The organism is Intrasporangium sp. (genome assembly GCF_036566125.1).
Classification (GTDB): Bacteria; Actinomycetota; Actinomycetes; order Actinomycetales; family Dermatophilaceae; genus Intrasporangium.
The window spans coordinates 1-26,023 of record NZ_DATCWX010000326.1; the positions used below are offsets into that span (position 1 = coordinate 1).

18 protein-coding genes are annotated in these 26,023 nt (G+C 68.3%); 2 read left to right on the top strand and 16 right to left on the bottom strand.

Annotated features, from left to right (window positions below):
• The coding region (locus VIR15_RS19645; protein WP_331930897.1) for a methyltransferase domain-containing protein at positions 1 to 602 on the bottom strand (602 nt) is incomplete at its 3' end.
• A complete protein-coding gene (locus VIR15_RS19650; protein ID WP_331930899.1) occupies positions 599 to 1,636 on the bottom strand; it encodes an NAD-dependent epimerase/dehydratase family protein in 1,038 nt (345 codons plus the stop codon). The genes VIR15_RS19650 and VIR15_RS19645, both read right to left, overlap by 4 nt.
• Positions 1,637 to 1,947: 311 nt before the next feature.
• On the opposite strand from VIR15_RS19650, the gene VIR15_RS19655 reads away from it, so the two are divergent.
• Positions 1,948 to 3,195 (top strand): MATE family efflux transporter, encoded by a 1,248-nt coding sequence (locus VIR15_RS19655; protein WP_331930901.1) that lies wholly within the window; start codon positions 1,948 to 1,950, stop codon positions 3,193 to 3,195.
• Positions 3,196 to 3,208: 13 nt separating this feature from the next.
• Here VIR15_RS19655 and VIR15_RS19660 read toward each other — a convergent pair whose 3' ends face one another.
• From VIR15_RS19660 to VIR15_RS19700, 9 genes are all read right to left on the bottom strand, one after another.
• Complete coding sequence (locus VIR15_RS19660) at positions 3,209 to 5,164, bottom strand: right-handed parallel beta-helix repeat-containing protein (protein WP_331930903.1); 1,956 nt, start codon at positions 5,162 to 5,164, stop codon at positions 3,209 to 3,211.
• 55 nt (positions 5,165 to 5,219) lie between these two features.
• The gene (locus tag VIR15_RS19665) at positions 5,220 to 6,338 is read right to left on the bottom strand and encodes a glycosyltransferase (protein ID WP_331930905.1); all 1,119 of its coding nucleotides are present in this window, start codon (positions 6,336 to 6,338) and stop codon (positions 5,220 to 5,222) included.
• A 5-nt stretch (positions 6,339 to 6,343) separates the two neighbouring features.
• Entirely contained in the window at positions 6,344 to 7,333 is a 990-nt protein-coding gene (locus tag VIR15_RS19670) for a GHMP family kinase ATP-binding protein (protein WP_331930907.1), read from the bottom strand.
• Positions 7,330 to 8,034, bottom strand: coding sequence for a nucleotidyltransferase family protein (locus VIR15_RS19675; protein WP_331930909.1), 705 nt, complete (start codon positions 8,032 to 8,034; stop codon positions 7,330 to 7,332). Before VIR15_RS19675 ends, VIR15_RS19670 begins: the two co-directional genes overlap by 4 nt.
• Entirely contained in the window at positions 8,031 to 9,143 is a 1,113-nt protein-coding gene (locus VIR15_RS19680) for an NAD-dependent epimerase/dehydratase family protein (RefSeq protein WP_331930911.1), read from the bottom strand. Before VIR15_RS19680 ends, VIR15_RS19675 begins: the two co-directional genes overlap by 4 nt.
• Complete coding sequence (locus tag VIR15_RS19685; RefSeq protein WP_331930913.1) at positions 9,140 to 10,288, bottom strand: glycosyltransferase family 4 protein; 1,149 nt, start codon at positions 10,286 to 10,288, stop codon at positions 9,140 to 9,142. The genes VIR15_RS19680 and VIR15_RS19685 overlap by 4 nt, the downstream gene beginning before the upstream one ends.
• Positions 10,289 to 10,292: 4 nt before the next feature.
• Positions 10,293 to 11,513: an HAD-IIIA family hydrolase gene (locus tag VIR15_RS19690; protein WP_331930915.1), complete on the bottom strand. Its 1,221-nt coding sequence runs from the start codon at positions 11,511 to 11,513 to the stop codon at positions 10,293 to 10,295.
• A gap of 244 nt (positions 11,514 to 11,757) precedes the next feature.
• Positions 11,758 to 12,981, bottom strand: a complete 1,224-nt coding sequence (locus tag VIR15_RS19695; protein ID WP_331930917.1) for a polysaccharide pyruvyl transferase family protein — start codon at positions 12,979 to 12,981, stop codon at positions 11,758 to 11,760.
• Between the two features lie 17 nt (positions 12,982 to 12,998).
• Positions 12,999 to 13,976, bottom strand: a complete 978-nt coding sequence (locus tag VIR15_RS19700) for a glycosyltransferase family 2 protein (protein WP_331930919.1) — start codon at positions 13,974 to 13,976, stop codon at positions 12,999 to 13,001.
• A gap of 307 nt (positions 13,977 to 14,283) precedes the next feature.
• On the opposite strand from VIR15_RS19700, the gene VIR15_RS19705 reads away from it, so the two are divergent.
• Entirely contained in the window at positions 14,284 to 16,863 is a 2,580-nt protein-coding gene (locus VIR15_RS19705) for a PKD domain-containing protein (protein ID WP_331930921.1), read from the top strand.
• 285 nt (positions 16,864 to 17,148) lie between these two features.
• On the opposite strand, the gene VIR15_RS19710 is transcribed toward VIR15_RS19705, so the two are convergent.
• The 5 genes from VIR15_RS19710 to VIR15_RS19730 are packed head-to-tail and all read right to left on the bottom strand — an operon-like array spanning position 17,149 to position 25,979.
• Positions 17,149 to 18,381 (bottom strand): hypothetical protein, encoded by a 1,233-nt coding sequence (locus VIR15_RS19710; protein WP_331930923.1) that lies wholly within the window; start codon positions 18,379 to 18,381, stop codon positions 17,149 to 17,151.
• The gene (locus VIR15_RS19715; protein WP_331930925.1) at positions 18,378 to 20,099 is read right to left on the bottom strand and encodes a hypothetical protein; all 1,722 of its coding nucleotides are present in this window, start codon (positions 20,097 to 20,099) and stop codon (positions 18,378 to 18,380) included. Before VIR15_RS19715 ends, VIR15_RS19710 begins: the two co-directional genes overlap by 4 nt.
• Positions 20,096 to 21,706, bottom strand: coding sequence for a Wzz/FepE/Etk N-terminal domain-containing protein (locus VIR15_RS19720; protein ID WP_331930927.1), 1,611 nt, complete (start codon positions 21,704 to 21,706; stop codon positions 20,096 to 20,098). The genes VIR15_RS19715 and VIR15_RS19720 overlap by 4 nt, the downstream gene beginning before the upstream one ends.
• On the bottom strand, positions 21,703 to 23,775 hold the full coding sequence (locus VIR15_RS19725; protein WP_331930929.1) for a heparinase II/III family protein: 2,073 nt from the start codon (positions 23,773 to 23,775) through the stop codon (positions 21,703 to 21,705). The genes VIR15_RS19720 and VIR15_RS19725 overlap by 4 nt, the downstream gene beginning before the upstream one ends.
• A complete protein-coding gene (locus VIR15_RS19730; RefSeq protein ID WP_331930931.1) occupies positions 23,772 to 25,979 on the bottom strand; it encodes a bi-domain-containing oxidoreductase in 2,208 nt (735 codons plus the stop codon). The genes VIR15_RS19725 and VIR15_RS19730 overlap by 4 nt, the downstream gene beginning before the upstream one ends.
• Positions 25,980 to 26,023: the final 44 nt, after the last annotated feature.

Here is a 26,023-nt window from a genome sequence, read left to right on the forward strand (position 1 = left end):
GGGATCTCGATCGATACGCGCCCCGTGTCCGCCACGAGGGCTCGCAGCCCTTTGGCGAAGTCGACGATGTCTGGCACGTGGGCAAATACGTTGTTGGCGACAACGAGGTCGGCCGGGCCGTGGACAGACGCGATCTTCGACCCTGACTCCTCGCCCAGGAAGACGACCTCGGTCGGGATCCCCTTGTCCACAGCCGCCTCGGCGACGTTCTCGGCCGGCTCGATGCCAAGGCAGCGGACCCCTCGGGCCACGACATGCTGGAGCAGGTAGCCGTCGTTGCTCGCCACTTCGACGACGAACGAGCTCGCGCCCAATCCGAGTCGGTCCACCGCGTCGTCGACGAACCGCTTCGCGTGGGCCACCCACGAGTCGCTGTACGACGAGAAGTAGGCGTAGTGGCTGAAGATCTCCTCACCGGAGATGTAGGCGGGGAGCTGGACGAGCAGACAGGACGAGCAGATACGCACGTGCAGCGGGTAGAACGTCTCCCCCGAGTCGAGCTGGGATGCATCCAGGTAGCTCTCGCAGGGCGGGGACATCCCGAGGTCGACGAAGGTACGGGTGAGCTCTGCGCCGCATAGCCGGCATTGTCGCTTGCTCATCGCACCGGCTCACTCGTCCGCAGGCGCAGGCTGTCGTCGAGCGCACCCGCTGCGACAAGCTCACGGACGCGTGCCAGCCGGACATAGCGCGGGCCCTCGAAGTCCTCCGAGCTCAGTCCGTAGCGCCGCATGTCGGACGCCAGCTCCTCGATCCCCTTCGCCACGGTCCATCGGGGCTTGAACTCGGGGAGGAGCTCGTTGATCTTGGCGAAGCTCACACGGTAGTCACGCGCGTCCGGTCCCGCCCCGGCTGCGAACGTCACGGGAGCGTGCATGTGCTCGGCGACCTGCATGGCGATGTCGCGGATCTGCACCACGTCCTCGTCCCGTCCCACGTTGAAGGCCTGGTCGTGGACGACCTCACGGGGAGCATGCAGGGCGGCAAGAAAGGCGCCCGCAATGTCGGCGGCGTGCACGAGCGGGCGCCACGGAGTGCCGTCCGACTGCAACCTGACCTCTCCGCGCGTGAACGCGGTGCCCGTGAGGTTGTTGACCACGATGTCGGCCCGTAGCCGCGGCGACGAGCCGTATGCCGTCGCATTGCGCAGGTACGTAGGGCTGAAGGACTCGTCGGCCAGTGCCGAAAGGGCGTTCTCCGCCCTGACCTTGCTCTCCCCGTAGGGAGTCACCGGGTTGAACGGCGAGCTCTCCTCGACCGGAGCGTCGCCGGCGGCACCGTAGAGCGAGCATGAGGACGAGAAGAGGAACCGGGGCACCCCAGCCAGCTTGGCGGCGCGGGCCATGACCTCGGCACCGTGAGCATTGACCGAGTAGGTCGCGTCGGGGTTCAGATGGCCCACCGGGTCGTTCGAGATGGCAGCCAGGTGCACGATCGCATCGAAGCCCTCCAATGACGCAGGATCGACGTCCCGTACGTCGCCTACGCGCTGCTCGTAACCGGAGGCCTGGGGGCCGAAGTCGCACCCGGCGTACCAGTTGGCGTCGAGTCCGACGACCTCGTGGCCTGCAGTCCTGAACACCGGGACGAGGACCTGGCCGATGTAGCCGCGATCGCCGGTGACGAGTACTCGCATCTCTTCCTCCCTCAAGCCCATGCGCACACTCATGGTGCATCGAGGATGCCTAGGCGCGTTGGGTTTTCCAGAAAGTTGGGAAGTCGCACCACGCAGCTCTCGTGTGTGTCCCGCGACGATGTCCCACCCACCCAGAGCGAGGTGGGTCAAAACGCTCCCTGGCCTTCGATCGCTCCTTATGCTGGCAAAGCAGGAGGGGCCGGGCCACCCCCGGCGGCGAGGGCGCGTGTGGAGGTGCTGTGACGACTGGCGACCGCTTGCTCTCGTCGGTGAGCGGGCTGTTTCACTCCGTGCGGTCCGTCGGTGGTCGGATGAGCTGGGGCCTGATCGACCAGGGACTCTCCAGCCTCACCAACTTCGCCGTCGGAATCGTGGTCGCGCACAGCGTCGGGCTCGAGGAGTTCGGCGCGTTCACCTTGGCGTGGTTCACGTACGGCCTCATCCTCAACGTCTCCCGTGGACTGGCCACCGACCCCTTGGTTGTCCGGTTCAGCGGTGTCCCGGTGGCGGATTGGCGCACCGCGGTCTCCCGCACCTCTGGCACCGCCATCCTGGTCGGCGTCGTCCTGGGGGCGGCGTGCCTGCTACTCGGCGCCGTCGTGCCCGGCCCGATCGGGGATGCTCTGGTCGGGCTGGGGCTCGTGCTGCCACTGCTTGTGCTTCAGGACAGCTGGCGGTTCGCCTTCTTCGCTGCCGGACAGGGCCACAAGGCGTGCGTGAACGACCTCGTGTGGGGGCTCGCGCTGGTGCCGACGATGGCCGTGGCGGTGCAACACGAGAGCCTGTTGGGTGTCGTGCTCGCCTGGGGTGTGGCTGGCGGTGTGGCGGCGCTGTTCGGGTTTCGGCAGGCTCGGGTGGTGCCTGCCCTTGGGGGCGCTTGGACCTGGTTCCGGGAGCAGAGGGACCTTGGACTGCGGTACATGGTCGAGAACGTCACGCAGAGCGGGGGCACGCAGCTGCGCATGTACGCGCTGGGCGTCATCGCTGGTCTTGCCGAGGTAGCTGCCCTGCGCGGCGCGCAGCTCCTCCTTGGGCCGTTGCTCACCGTGCTCATGGGCATCGGCACGGTCGCCGTCCCGGAGGCGGTGCGGTGGTTGCGCCGCTCACGGGGGCACCTCCTCCGCTTCTGCCTCGCGCTCGGATCGGTAGAAGCGGTGGCGGCGCTGGCCTGGGCTCTGGCCCTGTGGGTCCTTCTTCCAAGGGGTGTCGGGGAAGTCGTCCTGGGACAGGTCTGGGAGCCTTCGTCCGTCCTCATCCTCCCGCTGTGCCTCAGTGTCATCGTGAGCAGCTTCTGCACGGGCGCGACGACCGGTCTGCGCGCCTTGGGGACGGCGCGCCGGAGTCTTCGGTCGCAGATCGTCGAGAGCACCTTGTTCGTCCTCGCCACCGTCATCGGGGCGACGATCGCGGGAGCGCTCGGTGCCACGTGGGCCAGCCTGGGCGCAGCCGTCGCCTCGGGGATCTTCTGGTGGGCGCAGTTCCGCCGTGCGATGCATGGAGCCGAAGGAAACGGCCCAGTCCCCGGCATGGAGGACGCGGGGTCGATCACGGCACGGTGAGCTGCGGCATCTCTCACTGACTGGGTGACGGCGACCGAGGCGCATCGGGGCGGAAGATGCTGCCGACATCCTGCCCGAACGGTCCTAGACAGCTCCCCGACCTGCGTTGCGCCCCTGAAGTGCACGGGATCTGGTCGGACAGGGGGGCCGTCCACTGGGCCCAGCTCACCGGGTTCTCCGGGTTGCCCTGGTTCCACGCGAAGAACGTCGATGGTCCGTTGTAGACGTTGCCTGTCCAGCGGTTGTTCTGGAAGAACGTGATCTGGGTGGGCACGTCTGCCCCTTCGGCGTTTTCGTTGGGCCCGCCGTACTGGCTGAAGATCCCGTTGGCGCCGCACGCGGGCCACGCCTCCTCGGTGCAGCCGAAGATGTTCGCCGGGTTGAAGTCGATCCGGTTACCGGAGACGGTGACGTTCTGCGTCGCCCACATGCATCCGTCCCAGTAATTGTGTGGTGGCGAGCCCGTGACCTCACCCACGTACGTGCTGCGGTCGAGGGTGGCATCGGGAAGGTTCGCCGCACAGCCCTCCATGCTGAACGGCCCCTTGGCGCCGCCACGCGTCAGGGTGCAGACCTCGTCGAACCCGTCGTTGCAGTGGCGATCGGAGTTCTGCCACAGGAAGATCCCGCCGCCGTTGTCGACCAGGGTGTTGCCCTCGATGACGGACCCGTCCGGGTAGCTCGGCATGCCGGACGCGATGCAGGACGGCATGGAGCATGCCGGGACGCCGCCGTTCTTGGTGTCGCTCCCCGACTCGGAGACATAGATGGCCGGCATGGGGAACTCCGGGTTGTCCGGTCCGTCGATGAGGTTGTTGCGCGCGAGGTAGTTGTCCCTGACCGAGAAGTTGTAGGAGATCTCCTCCCAGATCCCGCCGTTCTCATTGTCCGTGATGGTGTTTCCGGTCCAGGTGGTGTTGGCGTTGTTGGTGTCGGCCCAACCGCCAACTCCCCAGTTGTGGTGAATCCAGTTGCCACGGATCATGACGCCGTTGGTGGCCCAGAGCTTGAAGCCGCCCTGGTTGCCGCTGCCCTCGACGTCCCCGCAGTGGGGGTTCCGGTACTTCTCTGGAACCGGGTCGTGGTCGTGCCAGCCCAACGCCTCGTTCTGGAGGAGGCCGGACAGCCCGCACGTGTCGTTGTAGCTGATCTCGTTGTTCTCGACCCACACGTTGTAGGGGCCGCCGGTGAGCGAGTCCCCCCGGATGGTCTCGGAGGCTTGGAAGCCGTACTGACCATTCATGGTGAGGCAGTTGTCGCGGAGGACCGCATCCGTCGCGGCGAACATGCCGCCACCGGGGACGTTCAGGGTCACCGTGCTGTTGAGGAGCCGCCACCCGCCAGCTCCGGTCTGGTTGATGGCCGTCTGGTCGACGTAGGGCGTGAACTTCTGGATGGTGAGGTACTGGATGGTGACATTCGCCTGTTCGCCCGTCGTGATGTTGCTGTCGATGGCTGTGAACCGGCGGTACTCGCCGTCAAGGACGGCGCCCCGGCCGTCGGCGTACCCACCCACGAACACGTCACCGGAGTTGGCGCTGAAGCTGCCGTAGTGGATTCCGGGAGCGAGGTAGTAGACGGTGTCCGGCTCGAGCTGCCAGTTCTCGTAGTCAGCGGTCTCCGGCGGCAGTACCCGGCCAGCCTTGGCGTGGGGGAAGTCGGTGTCGGGCTCACCGAAGGTTGGCAGGCCTAGGGTGCCGGATCGGTAGGGACCCGCGGGTCCCGTGTAGTCGTACGGCGAGCGGAGGATGGCGGTCGCGCACACCGGTCGGCCCACCGGGGCCGCCGTGGTGGCACCGGCTCGCGACGCCGCTTCGCCATCGAGGGGCACGGCCGTCGGGCTGCCAGTGGACGCCACGACACGGGGCGTCGGGCGGTCCAGTCCGTCCCCGGCCCGCACGCCGGTGACGATCAGGGCCGCGAGCAGGAGTGCGCCCAAGGACAGGATGAGGACGACGCGGCGCGTCATTGTGGCGAGCACCCCGGCTCCGGGCTGCCGATCATGCGAGGCCAGCGGCAGATGGTCACACGTGCAACCCGAATCGCCGAGTGAGGTAGCCGGTCAACGCCCGAGCGCTGGCGACCGGGGAGACCATGTCGGCCCGCTGCGTACCCAGCGCGGAATACCGTGCGTGCTCCTCGCCATCCAGCATGGTTCGCATCGCTTCCGCGAGCCCGTCCACGTCCCCCCGAGGGACGAGGGGACCGTAGGTGCCATTGTCCGTCACGAAGCGAGGGCCACCCCCTTGGGAGTCGGCGGCGATGACGGGACATCCGACGCTCATCGCCTCGGTGAGCACCTGCGCGAAGCCATCTTCGTCTGAGGGATGCACGAGAGCCCAGGAGCGGGCGACGTACTGGAGGGGATCATCGATCCATCCGAGGGTCGCCGCGTCGTCGCTGAGCCGGAGCCGCCGGATCTGCTCGTCCGCGGGCCGCCGAGCTGGCCCCTCGCCAAGGATGAGCAGCCGCACGTCGTGGTTCGCGCGGACGCGGGAGAAGGCCTCTATCAACAGGTCCACCCGTTTGAAGGGGAGCAGGTTGGTCACATTGACGAACACCGGAGGCTCACCATCGCGTAGCCACGGATGGGGAGGGGGACCGAGCGGTGCCGTGTACTTCGGGATCGGATTGGGCACCAGCGCCCCCGAGGAAGGGTCCAGCCCGCACCACTCGATCGTGTTCGCCAGCACGGTCGGAGAGGGAGCGATGAGTCCGTCGGCGAACCGGTACGTGGCCTTCGCGACCCACTTGTTGTCACGTCGGTTGCTCGCATGCGTGAGCTCGGGCAAGTGGTCCTGCACGAGGAGCAGCTTCCCCTGCCACCGCGGTGGCGGAGTGCGGGCGATCCACGCCGCCGCCAAGCCTACGAAGTTCGCGTGCACCTGGCGGGTGATCAGCACGTCTGGGCGCTGCGTGCGCAGGTAGTGGACGAGCGCGGGCACCGATCGCGAGGCTCGGTCGACGCCCAGGCGGTGGATGCGGGCTTCCGCCGGAAGCCACGACGGCGCTGGGTCGTCGCTGTAGCAGACGAGGTCGACCTGCACCCCTCCACTCTCGACGAGGCCAACCGCCAGCCGGCTTGCGGCGTTGCCGTGGGCCCGCTTGCTCGGACTGTCGACGAGGAGGCTAACCCGAGTCATCTCGCTCAGCTCCAGATGTTGCGGTGGACGTTGAGGATCACTCGGGACCCGTACGGGTCGACCGAGATCGGAAGGTCCTTCATGGGCGAAAGGGCTGTGCGCACGGACTCCTGATGCTCCACGGGGCACATGACCAGGATGAAGCCACCGCCCCCCGCGCCCGTGACCTTGGCACCGGTCGCTCCGGAGCTCATCGCGGACTCCACGGCCTCGTCGAGGGCGCCGTTCGAAACCCCCTGTGCCAGTTGCCGCTTGGCTTCCCAGCTCTTTCCGAGAGCCATGCCGACCACCTCCGGCCGACCGGCGCGCGCGCCCGCGACGGCCTCCGCTGCGAGGTCCTTGAGCTGCTGCAGCTGCGCGAGCCTGTCCGGAATGTTCGCCTTCTGCTCCCCGAGGATCGTGTCGGCGGTGCGCGTGATCCCCGTGTAGAAGAGCATGAGCTGGTCTTGGAAGGAGCGGTGTTGAGCCGGGAGCAGGCGGATCTGCTCCGCGTGGACGGCGTCACCGGGGCCGAAGCTGAGGTCGCAGATCCCCCCGTAGGCCGCGACGTACTGGTCCTGCTTGCCGATGGGCTTCCCGCACCTGTCGATCTCGATGGTGCAAGCCCGCTCGGCGAGTTCATGGGCTGACAGTTGACATCCCTGGTAGGTGAACAGGGCCTGCAGCAGTCCGACAGTGACCGAGGAGGACGAACCGAGACCCGACCCGGCCGACGGGATGTCTGCGAGGGTCGTGATCTCGACGCCACCCCGCACTCCGGCCATATGCATGGCCTCGCGCACCAGGTCGTGTTCGACGTCCTCGACCTGCGACACGATCTCCTTGCGGGAGTAGTTGAGGTAGATGTCGTCGTCGAAGCGCTGCTTCACGACGACGTAGACGTACTTGTCGATGGCGGCATTCAGGACACGACCACCGTGCTGCCGGTAGTAGGACGGAAGGTCGGTTCCCCCGCCGACGAGCCCGACGCGCAACGGTGTCTGGGTGATGATCACGCGATGCCTCGCAGGGGCCACTCGGCCTGGGCGCGCGCCAGGGCCTCGGGCGTGCCGATGTCGATGAGGAAGGCGTCTCCCACCGGCACGGCCACCGAGCGCCCCACGAGCCGAGGGAGCAAATGCGTGCCGATGTCGACCGGGCCGCCATGCGGCACGACGTCAAGGACCGATCGTCGGAAGGCGTACATGCCGGCGTTCGCCAGGTCGCTGCGTGGCGCGGCGGGCTTCTCCTCGAACGAGGTCACCAGCCCCCCCTGGACCTCGAGGATGCCGCAGGCCTCGGGTCTGGGCGCGTGGAACACCGCGATCGCGGCCTGCGCCGAGGGTGCCGCCTCCAGTGCTGCCAAGAGCAGGCGCAGGTCGAAGTCGGTGAGGTTGTCCGCGTTGACCGCGAAGAACACGTCGTCGGAGCCGATGAACCGTCGGCCGGCGAGGAGGGTGCCCGCACTTCCGAGGAGGGTGGGCTCGTAGCTCGTGCGCACCTGCGGCTTGCCCCGGTGCGCTGCCAGGTGCGACCGAACCTGCTCCGGCATGTGGTGCAGGTTGACGAGCACCTCGTCGACCCCTGCCGCCCGGAAGGTGTCGAGCCATAGCTCGAGGAGGGGGTGGCCCCCCACCCGGACGAGGCACTTCGGCACGCTGTCGGTGAGGGGGCGGAGCCGGGTGCCGAGTCCCGCCGCGAGGAGGAAGGCCTTCATCCGTCCGACTCCCGTACCACGCCGAGGGACTTCATCGTCGCGTCCGCGTCGGCGAGGACGGCGTCGAGCCCCGGCATGCCCCTGAGCCAGTCGGCGTATTCGGCCACCGATTCGGCGGGTGTCCGTTGCGGGTTCCACCCCAGGGCCTCGAGCGCGGAGACGTCAGAGAAGATGTGGCGGGTGTCGCCGAAGCGGTACTCGCCAGTGACCCGGGCCCGCTGGTCGGACCCGTACTGAGTCCGCACAATCTCCGCGAACTCCCTTGTGGTGTAAGGAGTGCCACCGCCGACGTTGAAGGCTCCGCCGACGGCTCGCTTGTCCTCAAGCGCGAGCAGGTTGGCGTCGACGACGTCGTGGATGTTGACGTAGTCGCGCACCATCTCGCCGTCCTCGTAGAGCGTGGGCGTGCTGCCGAGAAGGTAGTGCAGCGAGAAGATTCGGCAGGCGCCCGAGTACGCGTTGTAGACGGACTGCCGCGGACCCTGGACGATGCTGTACCGCAGAGCCACCGTCGGGATTCCGTACCGGCGGCCGAGGTTGAGCGCAACCATCTCTTCGCCGTACTTCGACATCCCGTACGCATTCTGCGGGTTCGACACCCTCTCGGGTGTGCGCATCATCTCGAGCGGCCCGCCGCAGACCGGGCAAGGGATCTCCCATACCCCGCCGCGCAGCGCCTCCTCCGGGCGCATGCCTGGCAACTGCTCCCCGTCGCGAAGGCACCGGTATAGGCCCTCCCCCATCGCGCTCTGGGAGGAGGCGACGACCACGCGCTGGAGATCCAGTCTCTCGGCCACCGCGATCTCGTAGATGAGCGAGGTGCTCACGACGTTGACGTCGGTGAAGCGCGAGAAATCCGGAAGATAGTCCTGGTACGCCGCGAAGTGGTAGACCGCATCCGTGCGACGGAGCAGGTTGGCGAGGAGGTCGCGGTTGCGGACGTCGCCGACGAACAGGTCGGCGCCGGGGGTGAGGTAGTTGGGGACGCCATCACGGTGCACAGGCGCGGCGAGTGCATCGAGCACCGTCACCTGGTGCCCCTCCCGCACGAGGCGGTCGGTCGTGTGCGAGCCGATGAACCCGGCTCCGCCGGTCACGAGCACCCTCATCGTCGGTCTCCCTGTGCAGCGTGAACCTCGCGGTAGACCTCGAGGGTCGATTTGGCGGTGGCAGCCCACGTGAACTGCGCCGCGCGGGTCGGGCCGAGCTCGCCCAGTTTCGCGCCATGGTCGCCGCAAGCGGACACGATGGCTGCTGCGATCGATGCGGGGTCCTCGGGGTCCGCCAGCACGGCGGCGCCGCCGGCCGTTTCCGGCATGGCGCTGCGGTCGGACGTGACGACGGGGCACCCGCACGCCATCGCCTCCAAGATCGGCAGCCCGAAGGTCTCGTTGTGCGAGGGGTACACGAACGCGGCTGCGGCGCGGTAGAACGGCAGCGTCTCATGGTGAGGGATACCACCCACCCACACGACGTGGTCCTCGATGCCCAGCTCAGCCGCAAGGGCGTGCAGTTCCGCCGAGTACCCAGCGTCCGCGGCGCTGCCCACGACGACCAGCCTGTGCTCCGGGAGGTCGCGTCGAGCGATGGCGAACGCACGCAGCAGTCCGTCGCAGTTCTTGTAAGCCCACAACGAGGAGACGAAGAGGACGAATGGGCCCTCGATGCCACGCTCGCGCTGCAGGCGCACCGAAGCCTCCTCCGGGTCACCCGGCCGGAAGACCTGGTGGTCGACCGCCTCGGGGATGAGCCGGAGCTTGGCCGGGTCGACGTCCAAGTACGTCTCGACCTCCTGGCGCAAGCTCTCGGAGTTGATGATGATGGCGTCCGCCACCTTCGCGGTGTGTGGGTACCCGGTTCGCCTGTAGAGCCGGACCATGGGGTTGAGGGCTCCGGGATTCGTGAACGCGTGCAGCGTCTTGAAGTGGGCGACGAGGCCGGGAGCGGGCTTGATCATCGGGGCAATGAGCGTGTTGAAGACGTCAATCCTCGATCGTGGCAAGCGCAGTGGCGCGTAGGCCTGCTCGGTCAGCGTGCGCAGCACGCGACGCTCGTTGGACCACGGGAAGGTGATGTAGCGGATGTTAGGGCCGTAACCCGAGTGCTCCCTGCGGATTCGTGGGCTGACGACCAGGTGCAGTTCCTCACCCTCCGCCAGCAGGGGCACCATCTCGCTGATGGTCTGCTTCCAGAACCAGTGCGCGCCCGACGGTTGGTCGGGATCGTCGGTGAGCAGGTTGATCGCGACGCGCATGGAGTCAGAAGACCTGCGTCGAGACGTCGTCATCGGACATCCTGGCCTGACGGACGTACTGGGCCAAGAGGTGCATGCACGCCTGGTGCGCGTCCTCGATCACTCCGTAGTTGCCCGAGTCCACGTGGATCGAGACGGTCGCGAGCTCGCGGGCCGGCCCTCCCGTGAAGCCCGTGAGCGCCACGGTCTCGACGGCGTTCTCGCGGCACCATTCCAGCGCCCGGACGATGTTGGGTGAACGCCCGGACGACGAGACGGCGACGAGCACGTCGCCCGGTCGAGCGTGCGACTGGAGCTGGTAGTCAAAGACGTTCTCATAGCCGTTGTCGTTGGCGATCGCGGTGAGGATCTCCACGTTGGTGCTGAGGCTCTGCACGCGGGTGAGCAGGCCGGTCCCGTTCCGCACCCCCTTGACGTGGTCGCACTGGAAGTGGTTGGCGATGGATGCGGATCCGCCGTTCCCGCACGAGAACACGGTTGCCCCCCGCTGGTAGGCGCGATCGAGGATCCGCGCCGCCGACTCGAAACGACCAGCTGGGACGGTGCCCATCGCCCGGGCCAGCTCCGACGAGTACTCGGCGGCGAAGCACCCGGCGTCGCGGTACTTGTGTGCCGGGAAGGCGGCGACGGCCCACGGGACTGACCCGGCAGTGTTTTCGGCGAGAATGAGATCCACGGCAGCTGCCAGGTCTGCGACGGTGTCGGCGTCCCGTCCGCGGTCGGCGCGACCGTCCCCGACCCGAATGGCACGGGCTCCCACCGCCCGGGCCAGGTCTACGTCGCAGTCGCTATCGCCCACGACCCACGAAGCAGTGAGGTCCAGGTCCAGCGCGCCCGCGGCGGCGACGGCCATGCCAGGTGCCGGCTTGCGGTCGGCGCTGGTTCGCGCGAACGCCGCGACGACGCCGTCCGGGTGATATGGGCAGTAGAACCAGGCGTCGACGTGCGCGCCCAGCCGAGCCAGCTCGGCGACCATGTGCTTGTGGACGAGCTCGACGTCCGCCAGCTCGTACATGCCACGCGCGACTCCCGCCTGATTGGTCACGACGGCGACCGGGAGGCCGACCGCATTGAGTCGGGCGATGGCTTCGATCGCTCCGTCGATGAACACGACGTCCTGGACGGCACCGACGTAGCCTGTGTCGACGATGATCGTGCCGTCCCTGTCGAGCAGGACGCCGCGGCGGGTCATCACCGTCGGCCCTTCGCTCGTGTCACGACCCATCCGACGCGGTCCGACCTCCGGTGCGCCTGCCCCCGGGCCGTCGACGGCCACCCGTCATCACTCATTCCTTGCACCACGACACGCCCTCCCTGATCGCGGTTTCCCCGCCGGGTAACACGGACCTCCGGCCTCCCGCGGGATGTCACCGCCATGCTAGATAGTCCCGGTTCCGCGGGAGGCCGGTTCCGCCAAATTGCCCTGTGTCGCAGGATCCGGCGAGCCCCAGGCTCAGGTCCTTACTGGCTCAACCCCGGCCTCGGGACGACGAGATCAGGTCGTCCACAGTGGAGAGCCGATCGACGAGCACTTGCCGCTCCGCAGCCGCCAGGTCGAGCAGCTGGGGCGAGAGCCGGTCGCCCTCGGCGAGGAGCGCCTCCAGCGACCGCTCCAGGTCATCAACGTCCAGCGAGCGGATCTCGTGACTGAAGCGACTGACTCCGAAGCGCTCCATCAGCACCCGGTGCTTGGCCCCGTAGCCGACGGCGATCGTCGGCACTCCGCACATCAATGCGCACAGAACGTTGTGGAATCGCGACGCGACGACGGCGTCCAGCGCCACCACCTGTGACATGTACTCCCCGAGGGTGGACACGGGGTCGAACACGATGGCGTCCGCGGCGAGCCATGGGCGCTCGGCCAGCACGGCGTCGCGCAAATCAATCGCGACGGGGACGTCGATGTCGTCGCCTACCAGTAGCCGGACGTTGTGCCCGGAGTCGACGACCCGCCCGAGGAAGTCCTGCAGCACAGCGCGATAGCGAACGTTGATGGCATCGGCACCGGCCCGTTCGTACTCGGCCCCGTACCACGCGATGACGCCGATACCGATGGTGCCTGAGGTCGAGCCCAAACGCGGTGGAGTCGGGAGTGCGAACGCCAGGTCGGGAAGCACGACATCGTGCGAAGTGTCGACGCCCATCTCGGATGCTGCGGTGCGCGATTGCTCGTCCCGGAAGGACCGTTGGCTCGCAAGCCGGAGTGCCCGGGCGAGCAGGATGCGGGTGATCGGGTCCGGGGGGTTGCTGGCGCCAACGCTGACGACAGCCAGGCTGGTGCCGAACGCCCGCGCGGACATTGCCAGGGCGAACAGCGACCAGGGCGTCTGCCACGGGCGGACCTGCATCGTGGACTCGAAGGTACCCATCCCCGGCACGATGGCCACGGAATGGCGACGCGTCCAGCGGGCGATCCGCCACGCGTCGACGCCCACGCCCAACCCCACGCGCAGCGCAGTCAGGCCCCGATCGAGGAGCCGAGAGCCGGAACGCAGGCCCCCCCGGTCCCAGCTCAGGTCGACAGCGGGGATGCCATAGCGCTGCTCCACGACTTTGGGCCCTGCGGCCATGCAGTCGACCGGAATCGTGGGGTGATGATTCCGGAGGTGGGCGAGCAACGCCTCGAGGGAACCGTCATTGCCGTAGTTCCCCGCACCGAGCTTGCCGAAGAAGCCGACCCGCCTGGAGGGCACGGGCTCTTGCCCAGCGGTCACAGGGCGCCCCGCTGACGGGCGACGACCTCCCGCACGTCGACGACGGGGTTCTCGAGCACCGCCTGAGGACTGGCGAACTCGTCACGGTGGGCGCCACGCAGGCGACGGGTGACACGGGTGCCCATCCAGCGAGCGGTGACCGCGTAGCACGCTCGTCGGTCGGCGGCGCTGATCGGGCTGCGGTGGATGAGCGCGAATCTCTCCCAGCCGTATTCCGCAACCAGGCGAACCGTTGGGTGTCGCAGCCGGTTCGAGCGCCCGGGGTCGAGGTTGGCACACCACGAGCGAACCGAGGGATTGGCCTTGAATGCCCTGCCGGAGTGGTGTCGACGGAAGTAGAGCCAGTCGGGGACGATCGCGAACGGCCCGAGCAGCGCCAGCTCCGACATGAAGGTCTGGTCGGCGTGGTAAAAGCTGCCGTGAGGACGTACACGCCGTAGCACGTCGGAGCGGATGATCCCGTAGAAGTCGTCGGCGGCCACCGCCCCGGGCGCGGCATCACCACCGAAGAGCAGGCTCTCCAGCCGTCGTGCCGGTCGCGGGTCATCGGTGGCCAGCGGGTACTCGAGCGCCTGTATGAGGTTGTTGTCCTCGTCGATCGCTGCAGTCAGCGAGTGTGCGAGCACGACCTCCGGTCGGTCCTCGAGCACTTGCACGCAGCGTTCGAGGAGGTCACGCGCATAGAGATCATCACCTGAGGCCCACTTGAACAGCGGGGCTCGCGCCTGATGGAAGACGTCGGTGTGGTTCGGGGCGGCGCCGACGTTGACGGGTTGGCGGATGAACCTCACCCGCTCGTCCTCGCGCTCGTAGTGCCTGCAGATGTCGTCGGTTGCATCGGTCGACGCGTTGCTGAGCAGAATCAGCTCGAAGTCGCCGAAGGTCTGGCCCAGAAGGGCATCGACCGACTGCTCCAGGTAGTCCTCGCCGTTGTACACCGGCAGCCCGATGCTCAGCGGGGGTGTGGCACTCATGGTCCCTCCTACGCCTGGCGCTTGTGCGTGGATCCGTGGACCCAGACTAGGTGCGCGCCTGTGGCAGTAGCAGAGGAATCGGACTTCCCGCCATGCCCGCTCACACCGAGGGCAGTGACATGTGGCGACCCTCGTGAGCCCCATTTCGGGGACAACCGCCTCGTCGAGGTGTTTCATAGGAGTGCGGGGCAGGGCCCCAGAGGACGGTTCGACTGCGCACCGTCCACGCTTCGACTCCGGGGGACGGGGCTGCCAAGGGGAGACGACCGAGCACGCGCTCGGTCATCGACGTTAGAGCGGGGAAGCCATGACGGAGATGCTCGTTGCCGGTCGGTACAGGTCGCTGAGACGACCCCTGGCGGCACTCGTGGCCGCGGTGATGCTCGTCAGTCTGGGCATCGGGTTGGCCGCCTCCCCGTCCCAGGCGGCCGACGAGAAGGTGATCGTGACGTTCACGTTCGACGACGCCAGGGTCAGCCAGTACCCGATGCTCCCCATCTTCGCCGCGCACGGCGCCAAGGCCACCTTCTACGTCAACACCGGACTGATGGGCACGAACGGGGTCATGACGTGGGCCCAGCTGCGGGACATCTACGGCGCCGGCCACGAGATCGGAGGCCACACGGCCCATCACACGCCGCTGACCGACGTGGATGAAGCAACCGCGCGAGCCGAGATCCAGGCTGACATCACGGCGCTTCAGGCACAGGGGTTCCCGCGCCCGGTGTCCTTCGCATATCCCGTTGGCTACTACGGTCCGGCCGAGGAAGACATGGTCGAGCAGGCGGGCTATGCCTCCGCCCGCACCATCGACACCGACAGGCGCGAGACGGCGCCCCCCGCCAACCCATACGCCCTGCGCATTGAACGGGACAGCCTCGACGGCTCGGAGGGCTTGCAGGCGCTCAAGAACGACGTCCTGGCCGCTGAGGCCTCCTCGGGCAAGACGTGGATCGTCTACCTCATGCACGAGTTCTATTCACCGATTGACGAGGAGATCGACGATTTCCTCACTTGGCTTGGGCCGCGCGCGGCGTCAGGCACTGTGGTGAAGACCGTCCGGGACGTCATGCTCCCCGCCGGCAACCAGCCCCCCGTGGCGGAGGCCGGACCGGCGCAGACGGTGGCCTTGGGCTCGAGCGTGACACTGGACGGATCGGGCAGCCGTGACCCCAATGGGGACTCGCTGACGTATCAGTGGACCCAGACAGCCGGGACGCCAGTGAGCCTGTCGAGCGCGACGACGGCAAGGCCGACGTTCACCGCGCCGTCCACGGCGTCAACGCTGACCTTCCGGCTCACTGTCGGCGACGGCGAGTTCACGGCGAGTGACACCGTCGACATCACCGCAGCCGCGGAGTCCCAAGGCGGTACACCCACCTACCGTTCCAGCTCGACCACGGGCAACGACGCCTGGTCCACGGCGGCGACGCTGGCGGTCCCTGCCGGGGCCACAACCGGCGACGTCGTCGTCGCCACGGTTGCGACGTGGGGCAGTCCGGCTCCCGCCGTCACCGCCCCAGCCGGATTCACCCTCAAGGCGAGTTACACCGCCGGTGACGACACCGTCCGGGTCTACTGGAAGCGACTGACGGCTCCCGACACCGGCACGTACCGGTTCTCCTGGAGCGGCGGCCGGTGGTCCTCGGCCCACGCCCTGGCGGTCTCCGGGGCGGCCACCATCGGTGATCCCGTTGAGGCCATCAACCACGCTGGCAGCGCATCGGGCACCACGTACGCCACCACGACGGTGTCAACGCTCAGCACTCCGCTGTTGGCGTGGTTCGGCCGCAACGACGAACCCGCGTCGGGGCACACGCCACCGGCGGGTTTCACGGAGGTGCAAGACCGGGACTGCACCACCGTTGCGTACCGTCAGGCAACCTCCGGTGGCACACAGGTTGCGAGCGGAGGCAGCTACTCCGGATCCGCGGGACCCCTCCACTCCGTCCTCGTCGCCGTCAAGGGCGGCACGTCAGCCCCGCCGACGAACCGGGCGCCGGTCGCCGAGGCGGGCCCGGCGCAGAACGTCTCGACCGGGGCCACGGTGACGCTGGACGGCTCCGGCAGCAGCGACCCCGACGGCGACCCGTTGACCTACGCGTGGGCGCAGACGGCCGGCCCGTCGGTCACCCTGTCCAGCGCCTCTGCGGTCAGGCCGACGTTCACCGCGCCGGCCACCGCCTCCACGCTGACCTTCGCGCTGACCGTCAGTGACGGGCAGGCCACGGCCACCGACTCGGTCACTGTGACGGTCACCGCCCCACCATCGACGAGCCCACCGACCTACCGCTCGAGTTCCTCGACCGGAAACGACGCGTTCGGCAGCTCGGCCAACGTTCCGGTCCCATCCGGCGCGACCACCGGTGACATCGTCATCGCCGCCGTGGCGACGTGGGGCGGCAGCGCTCCGGCGGTCGCGGCGCCCACGGGATTCACCCTCCAGGCGACCTACACGGGCGCCAATAACGGCGGAGCCGACACCGTGCGGGTCTATTGGAAGCGACTCACAGCGCCCGACACCGGCAACTACGCCTTCACCTGGAGCGGTGGCCGGTGGTCCTCTGGCCACGCCATCGTGGTTTCCGGTGCTGCACCGAGCGGCAATCCGATCGAGGCCATCAACCGAGCCGCCAGCACGTCCTCCAATACCTTCCCGAGCACCACGGTGACCACTGTCGCAAGCCCGTTGTTGGTGTGGATCGGCCGCAACGACGAGCCCGCGTCTCAGCACACTCCTCCCGCGGGGTTCACCGAGGTGCAGGACAAGGACTGCACCACGCTCGCCGTCCGTAGTCCCAGCGCAGCCGGTACGCACCTTGCGAGCGGAGCCAGCTACACCGGCACAGCAAGCCCTCTCCAGGCCGTCCTCCTCGCCATCAGGTAGAGGAAATCCGTCCGCACCTTGGCTCCCAGGCATTCGAAAAGCCTGCGGGGCCAAGGCAAGCACGGCCCGCGAGGCACGCAATGGCCAACTGGCGTAACGAGGCTGGGCCGAGAAGGCGCTGAACGGCACGCAGTTCCCGGGTTCGCCAGTGAGGGCCCGGTCGCAACCAACCATTCGCCGTCGCGATGCGGTTTCTCCACCTGGCCGGCCAACCGGACGTGCCCGGGCTACGGGTGGGCAACGCTTGGCCGACGTTCGATCCGCCAGATCCTCGGTTCGGCGCGATTATCGGCTCGGTTGCGTCGGACGCGAGCTGAGGAGGGAAGCTGCGACGACAAGATCGAGGATGTAGGGCGAGGCGTCGCCGATTCCGGTTTCGGTGATCGAAGAGATCACGCCGTAAACAACGAGGAAGAGCGCGACCGCGCGGCGGGGACCCCGCACGTGCGTTGCGGCCATCGCGAGCAGAAGGAGCAACATGGCGGCTTGGAGGACGACCCCGAACCAACCTTGGTCCAGGTAGCTCGCGACCCAGTTGCTGTCGATCGCGAGGCCGTCGAAGGACTTGTTTGACAAGCCCGATCCGAACAGGGCATCCATGGTGGGACGGGGTGTGGCGAACACGTCGGACCAGACCTTGGTGCGCCCGGTCAGCTGTGCCGCGTCCTCGACCGTCTGACCGCGCGAGAGCCAGGAGACGATCTGGGGCGCGAAGGCCGCGGTGGCGACGATGATGCCCACCACCGTGGAGACCGAGACCCTGCGCACGCGTGCGTGGCCGAGGAACAAGCTGGCCGAGGCGAGCGCGACGCCGATAGCGGCCCCGAGCAGGGCCGTCCGGGTGTGCGTGCCGATGAGCGCAATCGTGCTTGCGGCCACGGCGACGAGAGCGTGGCGACCGGTGATGACTCGGCACATCCACAAGATGGCTGAAGTCCCGAACAACACGGCGGCGTAGTGGGCCACCTGGGTCGGGGGAACCGGCCAGATCGTCCCCGAGAGTCGGCCCTCGAAGGCGAACGCCTTGCCGGGAGCAATTGCCGTACCAACCAGGACGAGGGCGAGAATTGCCCACATCGCCACCCGGTGCGCGCGGAGGAGGACGAGGTCACGACGCCCCCACCACGGGGTCAGCAGCCAGAGGCAGGCCACAAAGGCCAGGAGGCGGACACCACGGTAGACCGATCCCACAACGAACTGGTTGTGGAGCGAGATGGCGAGCGAGCTCAGCGCCAGGGCGGTGAGCAGCGTCATGAAAAGGTTCGGGCGCACGACGAGGCGGCGGTTGGCGAGAAGCGCAAACGCCAGGGCGAGGACGAGGGACCCCTGGGCGACCGCCTGGAAGAGCGGTCGCGGGATGGGGATGACCGTCGGGTTCCCTCCCGGCGCGAGGACGTTGACGAAGAGCGCCAGCCAGGCCGCCAGCACGAGCCGCGGTATCTTCCTGGCGTCCGTGCGAAGTGCGCGGGGCCTGACCCCGACAGGAGGCGCGAGTGGCGCCGGCGGCGGCACCGTCATGACGGCTGCACCGCCACTGCGTCGCGATCCTCGGCCATTGGCGCGGGCTGGCCGAGCGTCTGGTCGCTGCGGTCGGCGCCGTCGAGGAGCGCGAACGGCATCTCCAGACCGGCCTGCGTGACAAGGCCGGCGATGGTGGACAGCAGCTCGCTGTTGGCCCTTCCTGCGGTGACGAGCGGGATGATCCGGTTGACCCACGTCCGCAAGATCTCGAGGTGGATACCTGGGTCGACCTCGACGAGAACGAGGACGAGATCCGCCTCATACCAGGCAGCGCCCAGCTCGCCAATATCCTCGAGGCCCCGGTCGGGGTACCCCCTGGTGCGTCGGGGACCGTAGCTCAGAGCTGGATCGCCCTCTGGACGGTAGATGCGCGGCCCGGCTTTGGCTGCATCGGAGGGCTCCGAGAGACCGCGGCCGGAGGCGAGCGCGCCCGTGGAGGAGAGGTCGACGAGAAGGACTGGGACGCCTCGCTCGGCCATCCGCTCTCCGGCCGCGCGAAGGACGACCGCGGCTGTATCGGCGCGGTCCACCGCTGCGAGGCCCAGCGTGGCCGGTGCTGAGCGCCTGCCGGAGTGGCCGTGGTCATCCCCGCCGCTTCTCGTCCGCGATCCGTTCATGAGACGCGGCGGCAGAGCTGACTCGAAGCCTTGGACGAGCGCCTCGAGGTTCCTGCGCCGACGACGATCGAGCCCACGCGGTGGGTTCTGCTGGGCGGCGGTCATGGGACTGGTCCCGGATGTGGAGCGTCCCCATGGGCGGGCTACCCAGGAGAGAACGGCTCCCTCAGTCCGTCCCAAGAACCCGCGTGAGGAGATCGGGCCGACGCCCACACGAATGGGGACCCCCAGTGCCGTCGCCACCTCGCGGCGCTGGCGAAGCCGGTCAGAGGTCAGGGCTCGGAAGAGGATGATCCCGACACTCAGGGCGCCGCCGAGGAGGGCTCCCGAGGCCGCGAAGAGCACCAGTTGCCGTTTGAGCCCAGGGGATTGAGCCCGCGGGGCATCGATGACGTGGGTGGCCGTGATCGCCGCGTCGGTCTGCAGGCTGGCCTCCTCGACGTCACTCTGTCTGAGCGTGATCTGGTTCGCCAAAGTGGCACGAGCAGCAAGGATGTCGCTCGCGCGTACGTCGTCCAACTTCGTCGCGCTGGAGAGACGGTCGTACTCACGGGTGAGTGCGTCCACCTGGGACTTGAGGTCGGCGATTCTGTTCTCGAGGCCGTCAATGAGCCCATCCGAGACTTTCCGCATCTGCGTGGCACGGAACTCGAGAAAGTGGTTCACGAGCGAGGTCGCCCGCGCGACCGCTGAGGCCTGGTCTGGACCACTCACTGTCAGGGACAGGATCTGGTCGGTCACTGGCGTGACCGTTACCGTCGACAGGAGCGCCTCCGGCGACTCCTGGAGATCGAGGTCGGAGAGGACCCGCGAAGCCACGGCTCGAGTCTGGAGCAGGCTCAGGTCGGTCTTCATCGCCGAGTCACCGGGGACGGGGTGCACCATGAGCAAGGTGGTCGACGCGGACGCAGAGCTGGGCAGTCCAAGCACTGCCATGACGCCCACGACCCCACCGATGATCGTCGCGCTGACCCAGATACGCCACGTGCGTGCCAATGCGTCCCGTAGGGCCCGCCCCGTGACCAGGAGTGGTCGCGGGGTACCGGTGATCTCCGGGCTGCCGTCCTCGTCGTCGATCCGCCACGTCGGACCGTTCACCGTGGACTCCTGCCCTCGATCGGACGATGTTGGCCGCCGGCGCCCGGGGCGCTGGCCTCGCCTTCCGCTCCCGCGCGGCCCCGCGCGGTGATCAGGATCGGGCGTGTGACCGTCGAACTGACCCACTCGACCCCGCCCAGCCGGCCGGTGGTGCGGTCGAGAGGCTCGGGGTTGGCCACAATGATTCCCTGCACAGTCAGTCCCACCCGGTCCGCGGCTACGACCGCGTCGGCGAGGTTCCGTCGGGTCGCCGAGCCCGAGCCCACCGCGATGACTGCCGTTCCGCCCGCGACGAAGTCTGGGTCTGGTTCCGGAGTGTCGCGATCAAGCACGATGAGGCGCACGGTGAGGTCGGCTCGGATGCGGGAGTCGAAGACGGTGGTGACCGAGAGGGCGCCAGGCAGGTCGTGGCGCTCCGGGTGCTGGCTGCATGCGGCCCACAGCGTCGTGGCGGACTCGTGATGCTGGGCTGCGAACAGGTGGGTCGCAATCCCGTTAGACGCGGCGAAGGACGCGATCTGCGGCCCAACCGCCAAGCCAGCGGTGTCCCCGGACACCGTGAGGACGACGAGCACAAAACCCTGCGTCTTGGGGCTGTCCTTCCCAGCGTCGGGTACCAGACCATGGAGGAACTGCCGTAACGCCCACGCGTCGGGGCTGTCCGGAGTGTACGCGCGCAGCAGCTCCCTCCACGCGTGCGTCGAACGGGGCGTCCGGACCCGCATCGAGGCGACGACGGGGATGCCGACTGCATCCGCGATCTCATCACGAGATCGCAGCTTGGGATCACGTTGGTTCGTGATGAGGATGTAGAGGGCTACGAGCAGGGCGCACGCGGCCGCGCCTCCCATGACGTATGTGAGCGCATCCGTCACGAAATCCGACTGCTTGCCCGGGGAGGCCGGCTGGATGACGCTCGCGCCGGCGGAGACCTGCCCGGAAGTCAGGTCTTCGCCGCTGAGTTGCTTCTTCAGAGCATCGATGTCGAGAACCGTCGAGGCCTGCACCGCGGTGAGGTCGGAAAGGGCTGCGGCGTCGGCTCGTCCGGATGCGGAGGTCCGGCCCTTAGCGGCGAGCCGACCCGTGACCTTCTTGATCTCCTTGTTCACATTGGCCAGGCTCGCATTGAGCGTGTCCAGACGCTCTTTCAGCGTTGCCTGCTGCGTCTTCGACAGAGCGTGCTTGGTGTCCGCCAGGTAGTCAACGAGCGACTGGGCAACAGCGGATGCGAGGTCCTCCGCCTGCACGGCCGTTGGCCCAGCGGCCTTGATGCTCAGCACCGCCGCCGACGGCGCCTCAGCGGAGACCCGGTCGGTGATCTCAGCCTGCGTCAGCTCCGGGTGGACCTGCTGCGCAGCCCGCAAGAGGATCTCGGCGCTCGTCGCGATGAGCACCTGCGTGTCGGCGTCGTAGTCACCGGTCTTTCCGGAGCCAGCCTGGGTGGCCCCCGGGAGCAGCACGACGCTGGTGCTCAGGTATGCCGGCGGCGAGAGCACAAGCAGGCCGGCGCCCGCGAGGGCACCGAGCAAGGCGGCCAGCAGGATCACTCCGCGACGGCGCCGCAGGACCGCCCATGTCGACCCGAGATCGACGACTTGTTCGGTCATGGCATCCCCCCAACGGGCTTGTGCCCGACGGCCACGGAACGGCCGGTCGCGGCGGCCGTTGCCGCCGTGGTGGAGCAGGGCAGTCGCAGGGCGGTCCGGAGGTCGAGGATGCCGGACCACTCACCCACGCCGACAAGCGTCGTTGTGGGGACCCGTGCCCCGAATCGGCTTGAGTACCAGCCGAGCGGGGGCCGGGTCTCCCCGCGGTGGGCCGACCAGGTTAGCGCAATCGGCAATTCGAGGTGCCCTTGGCCGAGCTGGCCGTCCCGGCCGGCCCACCTCAAGTCGGCGACGACGCCGCCCACGAGCTCGGCCGTGACCTCGGGACCGAGATGCCAGAACATCCTGAGCCGGTGCACTCGGCTGCTGGTGAGCGTGTCGGTGACGGTGATCCGCGCTCCCGTGCTGTCGAGGACTACCTCGCGTGCGTGGCGCAGCGCCGCGTCCAACCGCGAGTAGGACGTGTGGTGGGCCGTCCACTTCTGCCGGCCTGCGGGGTCAGCGTCGTATCCATCGACGACGGCGTCCGCGTGCCCGGTCCACATGAAGGGGCCGGCCTCGTGCACCTGGTCCTCGCCGTCGACCTCGACGGTGTTGTGCGCACGGGTCGACCGGAAGTAGCTCCGCCACTCAGGCTGCCCGTGGTAGCAGTACGTGCCGGGGTCGACGAGCAGCTCGACGCCGTCGTGGCGGACCTCAACCGACAGCGCATCGGCGTGGCCGTGCGCCGCGATGGACAGGAATCCGTGCGGGCCGCCGTCGCAGCGGCACCAGATCTCGGGCCCCTCGCCCTTCGGCGTGCGCAGGATGTGGATCCCGGCATCCGCGAACGCCTGGGGTATTACCGAGGGCCGGTCGACAACCGCCCTCGTCGGGACGACCTCAGCCAGGAGCGTGCTCATCACGCCCGGGGAGACGGGAGGCCACCAGTCGCAGGCTCCGAGGGTGGCCGCACCGCAAGCCAACAGGACCAGCCACGGATCGGCGTGAGGGTCATCGAGGACGAGCGCCCTGCCCTCGTCTCCGTCTCCCTGCCGCGGCGGACGGCCCGCCACGTCGAGCATGGCGGCGGCGGCGTCGAGAGATCGCGCGAGCAGAATGCGGGTCTCTTCGCCCAGCGGGTGCCCCGCGGCCTCCGCCTCCAGGACGGCAACCAGCCCAAGCTCGGTGACGAACCGGTGGTAGTCGGTGGCGAGCTCTTGGTTGACGCCACTGGGGAAAGTGTTGGCCGCCAGCTCTCGCTCCAGTTCCCGGGAGGCGTCTTGGCGCCACCCCTCGCTCTCGGCGAACCATGGAAAGGCACACGCCGCCGCCAGTCGCCCCACGGATTCCGCGATGGCGTGGTTGTTTGCTGACGAGCCCCGGCTCCGGAACGCCGCAAGGTGCTCCTGGTGCCAGTGCAGCTGCGCGAGGGCCTGGGGGTTGTCCTCGAAGAGGTCGCTGACGCCCGGCCAGTCGTCCAGCAACCGGCGCACCCATACCCAGCTCGTGAGCCGCACTCCGAGCTCGATCCCGCTCGTCCAGTGGATGCCGGACAGGAACGGGTTGCCCGTCCACCACGAGCGGAGCTGGGCCGCAACGAGCTCGGCGTACCTGGCGTCACTCGTGAGCCACCACGCGGCCGCGAGCACGGTGAGGTGGTGGTGACGGGAGAGTTCCCACACCGACTTGACGTTGCCCGTGACCAGCTCGTCCCGGTGGTCGATCCGGAACGCCAGCGCGGCGTCCGGGGCTCGCCTGCGGGTGACGGGGTCGAAGAACCAGTCGGGGTCCACGATGTCGCGCCGAGGCGTGCCGAGCACGTCCCAGTCACCCGAAAGCAGCCGGTCGGCGGCGGCAACGACAAGGCGCGCCGCCTCACGCGGGACCCGTGCCCGCGCGTCCGTCGGCAGCGTGGTCACGAACACGCGGGGACTGAGCAGTCCGGGGACCGGCGGAAACGCCTCTCCAGGATGCACCTGACGCTCGGCCCACCGAACCTGTCGCAGCCGGTCGCCGACCCGCCAGCCGACCTCTGCCGGAGACATCCGGCTGAGGCGGCGGGCGTACCAGTCCAGAGACCTGCTCATGGGGCCACCGACCTCCCCGAGGCGAGGCTCTCCCCGACTGCGATCGTGACTCGCGTCGTGGCGACGATGGATTCCAGGTCGATCGGCATCGGCGCCCCTTCTCGGACCGCCTGGAGGAACGACTGCAGCATGTGGCGCTGGCCCTTGTCCTGGCCGAGGGATCGTTTGACGTTCTTGCCCGAGCGATTCCACGCGGTCGCTCGGTTGAAGTTGTCGAGCCGCGCGTTCCGCCCGTTGCCGGAGACGTCGAGGGTCTCCTTTGGGAACCGGCCGTCGCCATCCGTTGCATAGGTGATCGTGGCCAACGAGCCGTCGGCGTACCGGAGGACGACATGGAGGTCAAGGGCGTTCGACGTCTGTTGCGCCGTCACTTCCACTGGCGCATGCCCGATCCACGCGCTCACGGTGTCGATGAAGTGCCCACCTTCACCGAGGAATCGAGAGCCTTCGAGCCCCTCGTCGAGATACCAGCTCGACGGGTCCAGCCGTCCCGCGTTGACCAGATAGCGCACGCTCATCGGGCCTGCTACCGAGCCGAATCGCTGGCGGAGGAGGGTGAACAGCGGGGCGAAGCGCCGGTTGAAGCCGACCATGAGCCGGTCGTTGCCCGTTCGTTCGACGACCGCGAGGACCCGGTCCACATCTGCGCGCGTCAGCGCCAAGGGCTTCTCGACAAAGACAGCCTTTCCGGCCTCGAGCGCTCGGCACACGAAGTCGGCGTGGGAATGATGGCGCGTGACGACGAAGACGGCGTCGATGCCCGGGTCGTCGAGTACGGTGCGGACGTCGGTCGTGGCCTCGTCGAAGCCGAACTTCCGCTGTGCATTGACAGCGGACAGGGAACGCGTGGTCGCCACCGTGGCCAACGTGGCCATGGGGTCGGCCGCCAAGTGCGGCAGAAGCATCGACGTGGCGTAGTTGCCCGCGCCGATGAAGCCGAGCTGCAGGGTGGACGAGTGCGCCCGGGCCGTCGGCGGCCCTGCTGACTGCGGCCGGACGTGCCCGTTGCGTTGCGGAGGGAGCGTCGCCGCGGAGGACTCGTGGGCACCCGGCGAGCTCAGCGGCATACGGCACTCGTCGTACTCGAAGAGATGTCCCACGCCATGGAGGCTTCCGTCGCGCAACCGAGCGTAGACGTCCTCGGCTTCGACGACGGGATGGGTTCCGGAGACGAGGGAGCCGACCTCCAACGAGCCCGTCGACAGCAGGTCGAGGAAGCACTGAAGATTGCGTCGCTCGGTCCAGCGCACGTAGCCCACCGGGTAGTCGATCCCCTGCAGCTCGTACCGGTCGTCGTAGCGCCCAGGACCGTAGGAGCGCGAGAAACGGACGTCGAGCTCCTTCTCGTAGTAGGCGTTCCACGGCAGGTCGAGACGCGTCTTGCCGATGTCCACGACCCGCGCACGATCCCTCGCGAGCCGGGCCGCAAGCTCGACTGGGCCGTTGCTGCCCCCGCCGGCAGCCAGGAAGATGTGATCGGCACCGATGCCGCCGGTCGTCGTATCGAGCACCTGCTCGATATATGCGGTCCCCTCGTCGTCGGGCCCTGCACAGGCCACCGCCCCGGCTGCCTCTGCCATGCGGCAGCGGTCGGGCACAGTGTCGACCCCAACGACGCGGACACCGGAGGCAACGAGCAGCCGTACCACCAACTGTCCGATCAGCCCGAGGCCGATGACGCACGCCGTCTCGCCGAGCTGCACCTCGGCCCGGCGCACGCCCTGCATGGCGATGGCTCCGACCGTCGCGAACGCGGCGTGTTGCGGCACGACACCGGTGGGAACGGGCACGCACAAGTTGGTCGGGATCCAGTTCAGCTCCGCGTGGAGGGCGAACTCGTTGCCGGCCGCCGCCACGACGTCCCCGACGGCGAACTCCTCGGCACCCGAACCGACCTCGACGACGACGCCGCACAGGGAATAGCCGAGCGGGGTGTAGCTGTCCAGCTTGCTCATGGCCTTGCGATAGGTCGCGACGGGACCCTGCTGGACGGCGGTGTCGAGAACCTTCCTGACCTGGTCGGGCCGGGCCCGGGCCTTGCCGAGGAGGGAGAGACGCGCCTCGCTCACCTTCATCAGCTCGGTGCCGGTTGAGATGAGCGAGTAGGTCGTCCGGACGAGCACTCCCCCGGGTTTGCAGGCAGGCGGGGGCACGTCGAGCACGACGAGCTCACCAGACCGGTAGTTCTGGGCCACCTGCCTCATGCGACTTCACCCTCCGCCTTCTGTCGTTGCATCGTCCGGCTCTC